This window comes from Planctomicrobium stercoris (genome assembly GCF_051465655.1).
GTDB lineage: Bacteria > Planctomycetota > Planctomycetia > Planctomycetales > Planctomycetaceae > Planctomicrobium.
The window spans coordinates 3,894,673-3,911,296 of record NZ_CP195791.1 but is presented as its reverse complement, the minus strand read 5'-3'; the positions used below and the strand labels follow the sequence as shown (position 1 = coordinate 3,911,296).

General features: G+C 57.3%; 10 protein-coding genes. 9 read left to right on the top strand and 1 reads right to left on the bottom strand.

Translation table 11 applies throughout. The features are described 5' to 3' along the window. The first annotated feature begins 79 nt into the window (after positions 1–79). The 9 genes from SH661x_RS15795 to SH661x_RS15755 all read left to right on the top strand — a co-directional run bounded on the left by SH661x_RS15795 (position 80) and on the right by SH661x_RS15755 (position 14,418). Positions 80–1,138, top strand: a complete 1,059-nt coding sequence (locus tag SH661x_RS15795; protein ID WP_437223299.1) for an aminotransferase class V-fold PLP-dependent enzyme — start codon at positions 80–82, stop codon at positions 1,136–1,138. A gap of 124 nt (positions 1,139–1,262) precedes the next feature. Further along, a complete protein-coding gene (locus tag SH661x_RS15790) occupies positions 1,263–2,492 on the top strand; it encodes a M20 family metallopeptidase (RefSeq protein WP_437223297.1) in 1,230 nt (409 codons plus the stop codon). Positions 2,493–2,599: 107 nt separating this feature from the next. Beyond that, positions 2,600–3,895 (top strand): MFS transporter, encoded by a 1,296-nt coding sequence (locus SH661x_RS15785; RefSeq protein WP_437223295.1) that lies wholly within the window; start codon positions 2,600–2,602, stop codon positions 3,893–3,895. Between the two features lie 65 nt (positions 3,896–3,960). Then, complete coding sequence (locus SH661x_RS15780; RefSeq protein WP_437223293.1) at positions 3,961–4,716, top strand: HpcH/HpaI aldolase family protein; 756 nt, start codon at positions 3,961–3,963, stop codon at positions 4,714–4,716. A 354-nt stretch (positions 4,717–5,070) separates the two neighbouring features. Further along, positions 5,071–6,426 carry a DUF1501 domain-containing protein gene (locus SH661x_RS15775; RefSeq protein WP_437223291.1) on the top strand — a complete coding sequence of 452 codons (1,356 nt, stop codon included), beginning with the start codon at positions 5,071–5,073 and terminating at the stop codon, positions 6,424–6,426. A gap of 113 nt (positions 6,427–6,539) precedes the next feature. Further along, positions 6,540–9,053: a hypothetical protein gene (locus SH661x_RS15770; protein WP_437223289.1), complete on the top strand. Its 2,514-nt coding sequence runs from the start codon at positions 6,540–6,542 to the stop codon at positions 9,051–9,053. Further along, entirely contained in the window at positions 9,050–11,275 is a 2,226-nt protein-coding gene (locus tag SH661x_RS15765; protein ID WP_437223287.1) for a DUF1549 domain-containing protein, read from the top strand. Before SH661x_RS15770 ends, SH661x_RS15765 begins: the two co-directional genes overlap by 4 nt. Before the next feature lie 12 nt (positions 11,276–11,287). Continuing rightward, the gene (locus SH661x_RS15760) at positions 11,288–12,676 is read left to right on the top strand and encodes a c-type cytochrome domain-containing protein (RefSeq protein WP_437223285.1); all 1,389 of its coding nucleotides are present in this window, start codon (positions 11,288–11,290) and stop codon (positions 12,674–12,676) included. Between the two features lie 395 nt (positions 12,677–13,071). Continuing rightward, a complete protein-coding gene (locus SH661x_RS15755; protein ID WP_437223282.1) occupies positions 13,072–14,418 on the top strand; it encodes a hypothetical protein in 1,347 nt (448 codons plus the stop codon). Positions 14,419–14,473: 55 nt separating this feature from the next. Here SH661x_RS15755 and SH661x_RS15750 read toward each other — a convergent pair whose 3' ends face one another. Next, positions 14,474–16,564, bottom strand: a complete 2,091-nt coding sequence (locus tag SH661x_RS15750; protein WP_437223280.1) for a prolyl oligopeptidase family serine peptidase — start codon at positions 16,562–16,564, stop codon at positions 14,474–14,476. Between the last annotated feature and the right edge of the window lie 60 nt (positions 16,565–16,624).

Genomic DNA, 16,624 nt, shown 5'->3' with positions numbered 1-16,624 from the left:
TGAGGATGAACCATCGGACTTGCTGCTTCCTGCAGAGGATCGCGATCAAGTTTATTTAAATACTGCGGCCGAGGGGCGATTGCTGTCTGCTTCGGCCCAGGCGGTCTCGCGTTATCTTCGGGACAAGTCTCAGGGGGAACCGGGTCGTGTGGCACTGTGGAAAGAATACGAAGCGGCGCGGCAGAAGGGGGCTCGACTTTTTGCTGTTCGACCAGACCAGATGGCCCTTGTCGGCAGTACGACCGAAGCACTGAATTCGATCTCCAATGCGATCGACTGGAAACCGGGCGATGAGGTTGTTTTTACCTCCGTTGAATTTCCGTCCAACCTGTTCCCTTGGGTCGCGCTGCAGCGGCGCGGCGTTCGAACCCGTGTTGTCGCTCCGCGTGACGGTCTGGTTCGCATGGAAGATATTCTGGATCAGATTACTCCCAGGACGCGGCTGGTCACGCTCAGCCAGGTCAGTTATGCGACGGGTCAATACCTCGATCCGCGTCCGATCTGGAAAGCAGTGTCGAAGACGCGGTCGTTGCTTTGTGTCGATGCGACCCAGGCGGCCGCCCGCGTTCCCGTTTACGGAGATCAGGCCGATTTCACCGTGGCGAGCGCGTTTAAATGGATGAATTCCATTCATGGCGCCGCTCTGCTCTCTGTCGGTGATCGTGTGCTTCAAAGCGCGCTGATGGGCCCGGTGGGATGGCTGTCTGCGAAGAACCAGTTTGCCCCGGATCGGCTGGAGCGATTCCACCCGCGTGAGGATGCTCAACGGTTCCAGGCAGGCATGCCGAATTTCGCATCTGTCTACGCATTGTCGGCAGCTTTGGATTTTCATACGCCGGAGCAGGTTTCCCAGCGACGGGACAAAATGGAGCCGCTGGTAAGCCGGGTCTGGCAAACGCTCAGCGAACTTGGCCTCGATGTTCTCACTCCCGAATCACTGCACCACCGGGCGGGGATCGTGTCGGTCAGTTCTCCGGATGCTTCCTGGCTCAAGCAGAAGCTGGCCGAGCAGGGAGTCTATGTGCACGCCCATGATGGCCGGGTACGAGCGGCAATTCACTGGCACAATTCGGCAGCGGAGATCGATCGTTTTTTAACGTCCATGCAGCAGATCGAACCTGGTCTCATGCGAGCTTGAGTGGGTGCAGCGGCAGGCGGAGATCGACTGAGAAAACATTTTTAACCACACCTCTCCAGAGTCGCGGGCAGACGGGAACTCCTGGAGATTTCGCGGTTCCAATCATTTTCAATTCGGAAAAAGCATGACGACGCAGCTTGAAGGACATCTGAAAGCCCCTGTGAAAAGGGTGGGCAGCTTCCCCGTCGACCCCATCGAAATCCTGTGCGAACTGATTGAAGTTCCCAGCGTGAACCCCATGGGGCAGGGGGTATCCGGGCCGACGTACTTCGAAGGGGAGATGACTCAATGGCTGGCACGCTATTTTGAAGCGTTGAATGTCCCGTACGAATGCCAGGAGGTTCTTCCGGGGCGTTGCAATGTCGTTGCCCGGTTCGATTCTCCCGGGGCGAAGCACACGATTCTGATGGATGCTCATCAGGACACGGTGCCGACCGAAGGGATGACCATCGACCCCTTCCGGGCAGTGCGTCAGGATGGACGTGTCTATGGCCGGGGAGCCTGCGATGTGAAGGGAGGACTGGCGGCCATGCTGGCAGCGTTCGCCCGAATCGTGCAGGAACGTCCGAAAGGAGCGGCCAATATCCTGATGGTCTGCACGTGTGACGAAGAATTTGCCGCATCGGGAGTGCGCCATCTGGCGAATCAATGGAGGCAGCCGGAAGTTGCCGGTTCGCTCACGTCCCGTCGACCTGATATTTGTCTTGTCGCAGAGCCGACTGATCTGAATGTGATTGTCGCCCATCGCGGGGTGGTTCGCTGGAAGTTGAAAGTGACCGGGACCGCCTGTCACAGTTCGCGTCCCGAAGAGGGCGTTAACGCCATCTACAAAATGGGGCGGGTTCTCAAGTGTCTGGAAGACTACGCGGATGAAATTTCGACAGCGAGCCAGCGGCATCCACTCTGCGGCGGCCCGACCTTCAGCGTCGGCCGCATCATGGGGGGAACGAGCATCAACATTGTTCCTGATGAATGCCTGATCGAAATCGAACGCAGGGTCATTCCCGGTGAAGATCCTTCTCAGGTCATTCCCCACGTCACCGCTTACCTGCAGGAACGGCTCGACATTGAATTCGAAATGTCCCCGTCGTGGCTGGATGGCGCGACGCTTTCCGACAAGAACAACGGTCCGTGGGCCGACCGACTCCTGCAGCACATTGAGGCCGTTGCAGGTCCAAGGCAAAAGCAGGGAGCATGGTACGGAACGAATGCTTCCCGATTTTCCGCTCCCGGAGTTCCGGCGATCGTCTGCGGCCCAGGATCCATCGCCCAGGCCCATACGGTGGATGAGTGGATCGAAACCGAACAGCTTTATCTTGCCAGCGAGATTTATTATCGATTCTGTACCCGGTGAGCGTCATTCAACATATGCTCTTTGACACAGACACGGGTCGACAGTTCTCGCTCGAACTTCAGGACGGTTGCAGACCAGTTTGATTCGCTTCAGTTTCCCAGGTTGCTATGCGTCAAAATTCTCCCGCAATCCTGCTGCTCCTGCTCATTCTTGCAGTCGGCATCAGCTATGTGGACCGCGGGAGTCTCTCGGTGGTCAAAACGGACCTGTCGAGAGAATTTGGCCTGGATCCTGCCCAGATGGGGCTGCTTTTCTCGGCGTTCTTCTGGACCTATGCGACAGCGCAGCTGGCTGCGGGCTGGCTGGTAGATCGCTATGACGTGAAGTGGGTCTATGCGATTGGATTTCTGATCTGGTCCCTGGCCACGATGGCGATGGGGTTCGCGGGATCGTTCTCCGTCATGCTCATTCTGCGACTCCTCCTGGGAGCGGGGGAAAGCGTCGCATTTCCTGCGACGTCGAAGCTCCTGGCCGCAAACTTTCCGGTTCAACGGCTCGGACTCGCGAACGCGCTGGTCGCAGCCGCTTCGAAACTTGGACCAGCGATCAGCCTGCTTCTGGGAGGACTGGTCGTTGCCCAGTGGGGCTGGCGAAGTCTGTTCCTGACGGTCGGACTGGGAAGTCTGCTGTGGCTGCCGGCCTGGCTGTGGTTTGGTTTCAGCACCCCCGCGAAGCAGGAACATCGGCAGTCGGCCGATCCTCAGCAACAGGTTGGGTTCATGGACCTCCTGCTATGCCGCAATGTGTGGGGAACTTCACTTGCCTACTTCAGCATGGGCTATGTGTGGGCATTTCTGCTTTTCTGGCTTCCGGCATACCTGGAAGAAACACGAGGACTGAGCAAGTGGGCGATGGCCGTATTCGGTTCGCTGCCGTTCTGGACAATGGCCGGGACCGCCATCTGTGGAGGCTGGCTGGCAGACTGGTCCATTCAGCGTGGTTCGAATGTTCTTCTTGTCCGCAGATCATTTCTGATTTGCGGGCTGCTGCTCTGCGGAACATTCATGTCGCTGGCGATGTTGACCGACAGTGCCCCCCTTTGCATCACCAGTCTGACCATCGCCTGTGGGGGACTGGGTTTGTACTCCTCGAATGGCTGGGCACTCACACAGACGTTAGCGGGGCCCGCAGCAGCGGGGCGCTGGACTGGTCTTCAGAACTCGGTGGGCAACGTCGGCGGCGCCCTCGCACCGGCCCTGACCGGCTGGCTGGTCCGGTCAACCGACAGTTACTCGATGGCATTTGGCGTCGCCTCGTTGTTCTGTGGACTCGGAGTGCTTGCCTGCATCTTCCTGATCGGCGGGAATGTTGCATTGCCTTGGGCGCAGTCGGCCCAATTGGCCAGTCCCGCTATGAATCTGGCGGAAGTGCACCCTGCCAGCGGCGATCAACACAGTGCCTGAACGATTTTGACCTCATCCCCTGTCACACTTCGCTGTGACTGGGGTTCACATTTGAAGCGGAAACGATGACTCCATCAAACTCTCTTGATGCTCAACTCGGAACATGGTTATCGGCCGGATCCCCGACAGTCGCCGAGCTCTCTGCACGGAGTGGCTTTGACTGGCTGCTGATCGATCTTGAACATGGAAGCGGGAGCGAAAGCGACGTTCTGCACCAGTTTCGTGCGATGCATGGCGGGTCCGTCAAGGCGATCGTCCGTGTCGGAGCCCCTCATCCGGAGTTGATCGCGCGGCTGCTTGACTGGGGAGCCGATGGGATCATGGTGCCCCATGTGGAATCGGCCGAGGCTGCGAAACAGTGCGTGGAAGCGATGCTCTATCCGCCCCGGGGGAAGCGGGGAGTGGCCCGTTATGTGCGGGCATTCGGTTATGGCCGTCAGTCCCCTCCGATGGGAGAGCAGGCCCCATCGGATCCAATTTTCATCGCGCAGATTGAAACACCCCAGGCGGTCATGAATGCCGCCTCGATTGCTGCCGTCGATGGCGTGAGCGTCCTCTTTATCGGACCGGCCGATCTTCAAACCAGTCTGCGGGCCTGGCCTGGAGTCACTTCGCTGGACTATGAAGGCTGTTTGAAGCATGTGGCTGCCGCTGCGAAGGCTGCGGACAAGCCGTGCGGGATTCTGTTGAAGGGCCCTGAAGATCTGCGACGTCATCTCGACTTCGGCTACAGCTGGCTCGCGGTTGGTTCTGATCTGGGTATTCTGGCGCAAGGACATCAGCGGATTGTCGAGGCCTGGCAATCCGAACGCTCGAAATAACAATTCGCAGTAGATTCTTTCCTCCAAGGCGGCGATTCGTACGAGTGGCGAGAAGTCGCGCGCCTCGAAAACAGCGCGTCGCGGACTTCCCCTCTCAACCGCCCTGCACCTTGCGCTGCAGCCAATTTCAAACTCGACGGCTATTGGGTGGTTCGGCACGACGCCTTCATCATGTTAAATGATGAATATCCAGGTTCTCTTTTGGCTGAACTAAGGTTTCATATTATTACATCAAAGGAACATTGTAATCGATCTGCGCCAATGTCAGACTAAGAACGCGTTCAGTGCATATGTGCGATCGGAATTTCCGGTTGGTCGAGTTTCGTGGCAGATCCCTGCTGTGGAGATTGCATAATGTCTCAGCGAAAGAGTTCCGGTTGTGACGGGTTTCGACGATTGCTGAACCGTCGCCAGGCGATCCAGGTCGGGAGCTGTGGAGCTTTGGGGCTGTCTCTGGGAGACCTTCTGAAAGGTCAGGCAAACGCAGAATCGCGAGGGAAAATTCAGCCCAAAGCTCAAAGCGTTATTCAGATCTTTCTGCCCGGAGGTTTCGCTCAGCAGGAAAGCTTCGATCCCAAGCCTGAGGCCCCCGTCGATTACCGTGGACCGTTCGGTGTTGCGAAGACGTCGACAGGGGAAGTCGTCAGCGATCGGATGCCGATGATCGCGAAGGTTGCCGACAAGTTCACCATCGTTCGCTCAACCGTCGGAAAAATCCCCGATCACAACCAGGCCACTTACCATCTCTTCACCGGATACTCTCCTACCACGGTGATTGACTATCCTCAGATGGGAGCTGTCGTTTCACATCAACTGGGGTCCCGCAACGGAATTCCCCCGTATGTCACCGTTCCCGTGACTCCTTCGGGGTCAGGAGGGACGGGCTTCCTCAGCAGCAAGTATGGCGCGTTTCAGGTCTACTCGGACCCGGGCGGGTACGCCCCTTTCAAGGTCCGGGATTTCTCGATCCCCGAAGGCGTTTCGACGGAGAGCTTCGAGCGCCGTCGTGCGCTGCGTGACGTTGTTCAAGGTCATATCCGCAAGATGGAAGCGGACCCGGATGTCCTCAATACGATGGATGAGTTTTACCGGAGCGCGTATTCGCTGCTGACGTCCACGTCAGCCCAGCAGGCGTTCAGTCTGACTGGTGAGTCGCAGGAGATGCTGGACCTGTACGGAACCAAGAACCTCAAGGTCGGGACGCCAGCCATCGCCGGGATTGGCCAGCGTTTGATTCTCGCCCGTCGCCTTGTGGAGGCCGGAGTCCGACTCGTCACCGTGACCTACGGTGACTGGGACTGTCATGCAGAGTTGCAGAAGACAACACTGGGTCAAACGCCAGCCCTCGACCATGCATTGGCCGGGTTGATCACGGACCTGGACCAGCGAGGCCTGCTCGATTCAACACTGGTCATGGTGGTTTCAGAATTCGGGCGGACTCCACTCGTGAATGCCGCTGGTGGCCGGGACCACTGGGCGCGGGTCTATTCGACTCTGCTGGCCGGAGGGGGAATCACCCGCGGGCAGATGTACGGCGCTTCCGACGCCACCTGTTCCGAGCCGGCTCGCGACGCTGCCACGATTGAAGACGTCCTCAGCACGGTCTATCACCAGCTCGGGATTGATTCGAACGAAGAACTGCTCGCCTTCGGGACACGGCCGATTGAAATCATCAATTCCGGCCGGGTGATCAAGGAAATCGTGACATAGGTCGCGCCGAACTGCGCCGCAAAATTTCAGTCATCCGCGACTTGAAAACATCAAGGAAATCGATGTCTCTTTCTCGGTCCTCAGTTCGTTTGATCCGGAATCGATGTGGAACTGTGTTTAGTGCGGTTCTCGGGATCTCGTTCGCAATCGCATGGAATTCGGTCGCCCTGGCGATCCTTCCACAGAATGTGGAATTTGTCACGCCTCGCTGTGGCCAGCAGGGAAGCACCGTTGAAGTCACGCTCGAAGGGGTCTATCTCTCCGATCCCAGAGAGGTGATTTTCTACCGGCCGGGCATCAAGGCGATCGAGGTCGAGCAGCTGGAAAATCCTCCGTCCAGCCGAAATCTGGGCCATGGCGGACGTGTGGAAGAACGGGTCCGCTGCAAATTTGTGATTGCTCCCGATTGCCCGGTAGGGGAACACCCCTTCCGTTTGAGAACCGGGACTCAGTTGTCGACGATCAGCGTGTTCTGGGTCACCCCGCTTCCCATCGTGAACGAAGTCGATGGTGAAAATGACAAGGAGCCCAGGAACGACACGCTGGAGACAGCCACGCCGGTGCAGATGGAGTCGACTGCCTACGGCCGTATCTTCGTTCCGCATGCTGATAATCAGAAGGATATCGACATTTACCGGGTGACGGGCAAAGCAGGCGACCCGCTCGCAGTGGAAGTGGTGTGCGTGCGGCTTGGAGATAAGACCTTCGCGCAGTCCGAGTTCGATCTCAAGGTGCGCATTCTCGATGACGCCGGGAAGGTCGTAGCTGAGAATGACGATAGTCCGCAATACCTGCAGGATCCTGTGGTCTCGACCGTACTGCCGCGCGACGGCGATTATTTCATCGAGATCCGGCAGAGCGTCTACAAGCCGGACTATCACCAACGCGTCTATTATCTGGCACACATCAGTGCGAAACGGAGACCACAGGCAGCCTATCCGGCCGGAGGTCCTGCAGGGCAGCCGTTGAAGACAACCTTTCTGGGGGACGCCCGAGGGCCGTATGAAGCCGTGGTCAATCTCCCTGCCAAGGAGGGGAAATTTGAATTCATCGATGGGCTCGTGACTCCACTTGAGTTGCGAGTCTCGAACTTTCCCAATGTCCTGGAAGATCGTTCCGGAAAAGAAACCCGTGTTCCACAGCTTCCGGCCGCACTCAATGGGATCATCGAAAAGCCCGGCGAAAACGACAAGTTCCGCCTGCAGGTCAAGCAGGGGGAGACTTATCGGATTCGAGTGTACGCTCGCTCCATCGGATCTCCTCTGGATCCACAGATCAGTCTGCGACCGGTTGATGCCGACGCTGTCGAACTCGATGCGGATGATGGAACACTTGAAGAACGCGATCTTTTTTGGCTTCAGAGAGGAGTCCGACTCAAGGATTATCTGGACCCTTCGAAGCTGTGGAGTCCCAAAAAAGATGGTGACTACATTCTCCAGATCAGCGATGCGAGAAGCCTGGGGAGCCCGTTGTCGATTTATCGCATCGAAGTGGAGCCCGTTCGTGACGGCGTTCATACTTATCTGTATTCCACGGCTCACCACGGAGTTCAATGCCCGCGCGATACGCACCTCGTGATCCAGCCGGGGAATCGCTGGACGCTCAATTTCATGCTCGCGCCGATTCAGGGGAACCAATACACAGGGGACATTGAATTTGAAGCAGTCGGTCTTCCGCCGGGAGTGAAGATGATTTCCTCTCGTGTTCCCGCGACGGCAAAGAGTGCTCCCTTGCAGTTCATCGCTGAGCCGGGAACCGAACCGCAGGCAGCCAATGTTGAAATCAATGTTCGCCCCGTCGGAAAGACCAACCAATGGGAAACAGGATCGCACCAGTCATGCGTGTTTATCAATCACCCCGGTGGGGCCGCCTATCATGTCACGTCTGTGAACAGTTATGTCCTCGCGGTCACGGATCCTGCTCCTTATGAAATCGAGGTCATTCCCCCCGCGATTGCCCTGCCGAAGAACGGGGAATTGTCCATTCAGGTTCGAGTGAAGCGGCAACCGAACTGCAATAACCCGGTGGATCTCCAGTTCGGCTCCTTGCCTGATGGTGTCCGGACTGGAACGGCAGTCACCGTACCTCCAGGTCAAACCGAAGCAACACTGAATCTGAGCTGCGCCCCGACAGCAAAAGTCGGAATCACACCCATGGCCGTCATCGCGACAATGGCTCCTACCGAGGGAAGCCCGGGCCTGATCACAGAGTCGTCCTACCTGGGGATCGGCCACATCCGGACATCTTCTCAAGTGTTTGACCTGCAGGTCGCCGAGCAGTATTTCGATCTCAAAAGCCAGCCCGCTTCAGTTCGACGAGGACAGCAGACGGACATCGTCTGGGACCTGGAACACAAGAGAGACTTTCCCGGTGAGGCGGAAGTCAAGCTGACCGGATTACCCAAAGGGGTGACCATGGTCGGTTCACCTCCACGCATCAAGTCAGGAGATTCGCAACTGGTCTTCACGGTCGCTGCGACGGATGAAGCCCTGCTGGGACAATATAAAGAACTGGGCTGTGACATTCAGATTCATGATGGTGACCAGACGACCCGTCTGCTGATCGGCAAAGGGATCCTGAGAGTCGACCCAGCCTTAACGAGTGACGCGGGAGGAGTTTCACGATGAAGTGCGCACCAAACGGCAAACCTTGGATTCTGGCACTCCTGCTGTCGTCCTGTCTGTTCACCGCGGTCGGTTATGCTGCGGACGTGCCCAGCTTCCGACAGGATATTATGCCGATCCTGTTTCGCGCCGGCTGCAATGCGGGATCGTGTCACGGTTCTGCACGTGGCAAGGACGGCTTCATGCTTTCCCTGTTCGGATACGACCCCGCGGGCGATTATTTTCGAATCACCGAAGAGATGGTCGGTCGTCGGGTGAACGTGGCCGCCCCGGACCAGAGCCTGTTGCTGCTGAAGGCGATTGGAAAAGTCCCTCACACTGGCGGCCGTCGCTTCGACACGAACAGTTCTTACTACCGGACGTTGCTGGCCTGGATCAAAGCGGGGGCTCCGAACGATAAAGGAGATGTCGCGGAGCCGGTGGAAATCAAGTTGACCCCCGAGCGGCTCGTCTTCAACGGGGCTGACAAGCCGGTGCAGACCAAGGTCACCGCCCGCTTCTCTGACGGCAAAACCCGTGACGTCACTGCCCTGGCACTCTTCCAGTCGAATAATCCTTCGATTGCGGCAATCGACCAGGACGGCAAGGTATCGCCGTTGCAGTCCGGCGACACCAACGTCTTTGCCCGCTACAGTCGATTTACAATCGGTACGGAAGTCATCGTTCTTCCGGAGAACTCCACTTACCAGTGGTCGAATCCCCCAGCCAATAACTATATCGACGAGATTGTCTACGACCGTCTGCAGAAGCTGCAGCTTCTGCCATCGAACCTGGCAAGCGATGAAGTCTTTGTGCGTCGCCTGTATCTGGACTTGACGGGCCTGCCCCCCACGCAGGAGCAGTATCAGAAGTTCATGGATGATGCTTCCCCTGAGAAGCGGAAAGTTCTCATCGATGAACTGCTGGAGTCACCTGAATTTGCTGATCTCTGGGCCGGGCTCTGGGCCGAATCAGTCCGCATCATCGGGGGGGAATATGCGCCAGTCGGGACCAGCGTGAAAGCGGCCGATATCTACTACCAGTGGATTCGTGACCAGTTTGGTCGAAACCGGCCCCTGAACGAGTTCGTGGCGGATCAGATCGTGGCGACAGGCAGTAACGTCAACAACGGTCCGACAAATCTTTACACCATGCTTCCGCACAAGGTGAAGTTCGATCCGAAGAGTTTTGCAGCGGACTTCTCGCAGCTCTTCACCGGAGTGCAGATTCAATGTGCGGAATGCCATAACCATCCGTTCGATCGCTGGACGATGAACGACTATTACGGGTTCGTGAGTATCTTCAGCGGCATGAAGCGAAAGCCCGGGGCAGAAGCTCGAGAATATTACATCTATCAGGATCCGACAGCCCCGCCCGCCAAACACCTGCTGGATGACCGTCCGGTTCCCCCGACTGTGCTGGGAGGTGAAGCCCCCGTTGCAGGTGATGGGGATCCACGCGTGGCCCTTGCAGAGTGGCTGACCTCTCCGGAGAACGAGCTGTTCTCCAGGAATATGGCCAACCGTATCTGGGCCCATTACATGGGACGGGGACTCGTCGAGCCGCTCGATGACATGCGGATCAGTAATCCGCCCACAAACGGTCCACTGCTCGACAGCCTCTCGAAACATCTGGTGGATTCCGGATTCGATCTCCGTCAACTGGTTCGGGACATCTGCAATTCCCGAGTCTACCAGCTGGAAGTGACACCGAATCAAACCAATGCTGGAGATACCCGCCAGTTTTCACGTCAGCGTCTGCGTCGCCTGCGGGCCGATGTGCTGCTCGATTCGATTGTGAGGGCGACTGATGGCGACCGTCCTTTCGCTGCCTTTCCGGCCGGAACGAGAGCCATTCAGTACTATCCCCGCACGACAGGCGATACCACGGGACCTCATGTCGGAGATCCGTTCTTCGAGACGTTCGGACGTTCCGCCCGCTCCAGTATCTGCACCTGTGAGGCCAAACCGGAACCGACTTTGTCTCAGGCTCTGCATCTGATCGGGAATGAAACCGTCCAGGCACAGATCGTGAAGGGGCGTGTCATTCCCCGGCTGCTTGAAGAGAAGAAATCGCCTGCAGAGATCATTGACGTGCTTTATCTGCGTGCGTTGTCGCGTAAACCCTCGCCAGAAGAAATGCAGCAGATGATGGAAGTTGTCGTCTCTGCCGGTGAGAGTCCTGACGTTTACGTCGACATCTTCTGGAGCCTGTTGAACTCGACCGAATTTGCATTCAATCACTGACGGTGATTTCCTATGTTGCGTCAATTCTGTATTGTAAGCGCGCTGATATTTTTGGCTGGCCTGGCCTATGCCGAGGACGCCAAAGCCGTCAACTATGAAGCTGACGTTCGGCCAATCCTGCGGCAATACTGCTTCAAGTGTCATGGTGAAGGGAAGCAGGAAGCCGGGATCAATCTTTCCGAGTTTGGTTCCCTCATCAATGGAGGCAGTGCCGGAAAGATCGTCGTTGCCGGGCGGGCCAGCAACAGCCTGCTGTTCGAAGCGATCACCCAGACAGACCCGGAGGCCCGCATGCCTCCGAACAGCCCTCCCCTTCCCGATGATAAAATCGAAATCATCCGGTTGTGGATTCAGAACGGGCTGCTGGAGAAGGCCGGAAGTGCATCGATGTCCAAGGCCCGGGACCTGACATTCACCCCTGCCCCGGGTTCCGCCGGAAAACCGGACGGTCCCCCGCCGATGCCTGGAAAATTACCGCGATTTCCGGTCCCCAAAACAGCCCGCCCCATGCCGGTCCTCACGATGGCAGCCAGCCCCTGGGCACCTCTTCTGGCAGTGTCCGGTCAGGAGCAGATCCGGCTGGTGAATCTGGAAACCCGTAAACCGATGGGGGCTCTTTCATTCCCCGAAGGTGAACCGCACGTGTTGCGGTTCAGCGCCGACGGCCGAGTGCTGATGGCAGCCGGAGGACGCCCTGTGCAAAACGGCGTGGCCGTTCTCTACGATGTGCAAAGTGGGAAGCGGCTGGTCGACCTTGGAGATGAAATTGACGAAATTCTGGCATCCGATCTGAGCCCCGATCAGCAACAGCTGGCTCTGGGCGGATCGAACAAAGCCGTCAAAGTCTATTCGACCACTGATAAGAGCCTGTTGTACAAGCTCGACAAGCATACCGACTGGATTACGTCGATCGCGTTCAGTCCCGATGGGACCAAACTTGCCACAGGTGACCGCGTCGGGGGGATTCATCTCTGGGATGCGAAAAGCGGCGGGATTCTGCTTTCACTTTCCGAACACAAAGGAAGCGTGAATTCCTTAGCATGGCGGTCGGACGGCAGGATGCTGGCATCCGGCGGCGAAGATGGACTGATCGTCTGGTGGGATCCCGTTGACGGCTGGCCCGCAGCTTCCAAGCCCAACGCACACAATCCGCCGCGTCCCGCGGGAGTCTTCGGCAAACTGCCTAACGGAGTCTTGTCGGTGGCCTTCCTGGCCGACGGCAACCTCGTCAGCTGCGGCCGTGACCGACAGGCACGGTTGTGGAGTGCGGACGGCGGAAATCTCAGACAGATGGATGTTCCCAAGTCCTTGCCGACGCAGGTGGCCGTTGCTGCTGACGGACAAACGATGATCATCGGAGACAGCACCGGGCAGTTGCACTACTGGGACGTCAAAAAATAGCCCCTGTCTCAGGGGAGTGTGGCGGCGATTCGGGGGAATTTCTCGCTCGAAAGCTGTCTTTATCGCCGCCGGAACGCCACACTGTCGTGACATTCGTTCTAGTTCTACAGTTTGATTTTTTCAGAGCACGCCGCGTAAGCAAGTGCATTGAGTCGCATTTGTGTCAAGAATGCACTCGCTCACGCTTCGAGCTCTGGCGGACAATTCATTGAGTTTTTCAAGAAATCAAACTGTAGTACTAGAGCGGTTTTGCAAAAGATCTATCACGTTCCGCAGGCGATAATATGGGCTTTCATGCGGTGAAAATCCTGAATCGCCTGCACATGATAGACCAAACTGGTCTCGTTGAGCCGGTTGCTTGCAGCATCAACTGAATCTGGACAAATATGGGCGGCATGATACCTCGAATCCAACTGCGGCGAATCCTGTTGACACTCAGCATCGCACTTTCAGGAGTCACTGCCGGAGCTGGTGAAGATCAGGCCTTGTCGATCACCTACGAGGGCTCTGAGGAAGAGTTGCAATTGCCGGTGGAAGTCACGTATCGCATCTGGATTCCTGGCGATGCCAAAACATTACGCGGCATCATCGTCCATCAGCATGGATGCGGCGCAGAGGCATCGGCATCCGGATTGGACTTTGCGGATGATCTGCAATGGCAGGCGCTGGCACGAAAGTGGAACTGTGCTCTCCTGGGACCGTCTTATCGTCTGGCCCCCGAGCAGGACTGCTGGATCTGGGCCGACCCTCGCAGTGGATCGCGCGTCCGCTTCCTGACGGCCCTGGATGACTTTGCGAAAGAGTCCGGTCATCCCGAAATCAGCACTGTTCCTTGGTGCCTGTGGGGACATTCCGGAGGCGGGTCCTGGGTCAGCCTGATGCAGACCATTCATCCTGAACGCGTCATCGCGGTCTGGTGTCGATCAGGGACAGCGTTCGCCTTCTGGGAGACGGCGCGGATCCGCATGCCCAGAATGTCTCCCCAGGTGTACGAAGTTCCGTTGATGTGCAATCCCGGGCAGCATGAAAAGGAACACGTCACATTTCGCAAATCGTGGTTCGGTCTGAGCACGATGTTCCGTTCATACCGTGAACAGGGCGCCCCTGTTGGATTCGCCCCCGATCCGAGGACGAATCACGAATGCGGTAACTCCCGCGAAGTCGCCATTCGATTCTTCGATGCCTGTATGGAAATGCGATTGCCGGATGTTGACAGCGGCAGCCAGAAGCTCAATCCGGTCGACTGGCAGGCCGCCTGGCTGGCAAGGAAGAACGAAACCATCGCCGTCTCTGCCAAGGACTTTCAGGGCGATACTGATTCTGCCACATGGCTTCCCAATGCTGCGTTTGCCAAGGCCTGGATGGAATATGTGCAGACTGGAGAAGTCTCCGACGACACTCCGCCGCCCGCCCCGTTTGATGTGCAGGTCACATCGCACAGCGACTCACTGCAATCCAGGTTGATCACCTGGAACGCGGACGCGGACATGGAGAGCGGATGCCGGCAGTTTCTGGTGCTGCGGAACGGTGAAGTGATCGGACAGGTCCCGGAGACGCCCGTCGGGAAATACGGCCGTCCCCTTTTTCAGACCAATTCGTATCACGACACCCCGATTCGACCGTGGCCGAAAATGGAGTTTCTGGATGAGTCATCTTCCGCTGGCGAAGCGTCTACTTATCAAGTGATCTCCGTCAACGGCGTCGGGCTGAAGTCCGATCCCGCCGGCGTGACGCAGCCCTGAAATTCAGAATGCCTGCTTGCATGTGCAGGCATCCTGAACAGATCCTCGGTCAGCTTCACTCCCCGACCTTCATGTCGAGGACCTTCACGAGGAACGACCACTGATCGGTGATCTCCTCGATGAGCTTGGTGGTCGGAGTTCCGGCACCATGCCCGGCACGCGTCTCGATGCGAATCAGGACCGGGTTGTCGCAGGACTGCGCGTGCTGCAGGGCGGCAGCGAACTTGAAGCTGTGTCCGGGAACCACGCGGTCATCCGTATCGGCCGTCATCACCATTGTCGCGGGGTAGCAGGTTCCCGGTTTAATGTTGTGGTACGGCGAGTACGCCAGGAGTGCGGCAAACTCTTCCGGGTGATCCGATGATCCATAATCATCCACCCAGTATCGACCTGCGGTGAACTTCTGAAACCGCAGCATGTCCATCACGCCGACAGACGGAAGGCAGGCTCCAAACAGGTCGGGTCGCTGAGTCTCGCAGGCCCCCACCAGCAAGCCGCCGTTGCTTCCTCCCTGAATCGCCAACTTCTTCGGCTGCGTGTATTTGTTCTCAATCAACCACTCGGCGGCCGCGATGAAATCGTCGAACACGTTCTGCTTGTTCAGCTTAGTTCCCGCGCGATGCCAGTCTTCACCGTACTCTCCACCACCTCGCAGGTTTGCCATTACAAAGACCCCTCCCATCTCCATCCACGCCAGACGACTGATGGAGAATGAAGGTGTTAGCGGAATGCTGAAGCCGCCATACCCGTAAAGCAGCGTGGGATTGTTGCCGTCGAGCTTGATCCCTTTCCTGTGAGCGACGAATAGCGGGACTTTCGTACCGTCCTTGCTGCTGCAGAAAACCTGTTTGACTTCGTAGTCGTCTGGATTGAAGTCAACCTTGGCCTGCTGCAGAAGCTCACTCTTTCCGGTAAAGATGTCATACCGGAAGCTGCTGGGGGGAGTGTCGAAGCTCGAGAAGGAATAGAAGGTCTCGATGTCGTTCTGTCTGCCCGCAAATCCGCTGGCGGAGCCGATCCCCGGGAACTCGATGTTTCGCAGGAATGTTCCGTCTTTCTCGTAGAGTGCGACCTGAGTCTTCGCGTCTTTCAATGTCTCGACGAAGAACAGGTTGCCGATGAACGAGACACCGGTCATGGTGTCATCCCCCTGAGGAATGAGTTCCTGATAAGGGATCTCCCGCTTCTTCCGGTCCTTCTCTTCCGCGATTTCAATGGCTGGCGGAACGTTTCGTACGTCGATCTGAATCACCCGTCGACGTGGGGCGTCGAGGTCCGTCTGGAAGTAGAAGACTGGCCCGTCGTTGCCGATGAAGCTGTACTCATTGTCAAAGTGATCGATCAGCGCCACCGGCATTGAGAACGGATCACGCAGGTCACGATAGAAGACGCGGTATTTGTCATCGGTTCCGACATGCACGGTGATGATCAGGTAGTTGCCGTCTTCGGTGACCGTACAGCTGTAGCCCCATTCCGCGTGATCCGGTCGATGAAAGACGAGTGTATCCCGCTCCTGAGGATCGCCGATGCGGTGATAATAGATCGCCTGATTGACGTTCAGATTCTGGAATTCGGCTCCCGTCTGCGGCTCAGGGAAGCGGGCGTAGAAGAACCCGGCTCCGTCAGGTGTCCACGCGGGAGAGTTGAATTTGATCCAGCGAAGTTCGTCCTCCAGCACGCGGCGGCTGGCGATCTCCATCACCTTCCAGATCTTCCAGTCGGAACCGCCATCCTGCACTGCGTACGCCACATAGCGGCCATCGTCGCTGAAGACTTGTCCCGCGAGCGCGACCGTCCCGTCTTCGGACCATGTGTTGGGATCGATCAACACCTCGGGAGGATCTTTCAACGTCTTCTGCGTGTACAGGACGTACTGATTCTGTAGGCCATCATTCTTGAAGAAGTAATACCGTCCTCCCGCCTTGAAGGGTGTTCCGAGTTTTTCGAAGTTCCACAGCTCGGTCAAACGCTTTTGAATCTTCGCCCGCTGGGGAATTTTCTCGAGGAAGGCAGCGGTCAGCTTGTTTTCCTCGGCCACCCATTGGGCGACTTCAGGGTTTTCCCGGACGTCCGCTTCCAACCACCGGTAAGGATCGGGAACCTTCGTTCCGAAGTAATCATCATGATGCTCGATGCGCCTGGTCATGGGAGATTCCGCTTGCAAAGTGGTCGTGAGAAAAAGAGCCAGCACAGTCGGCAGGATTTT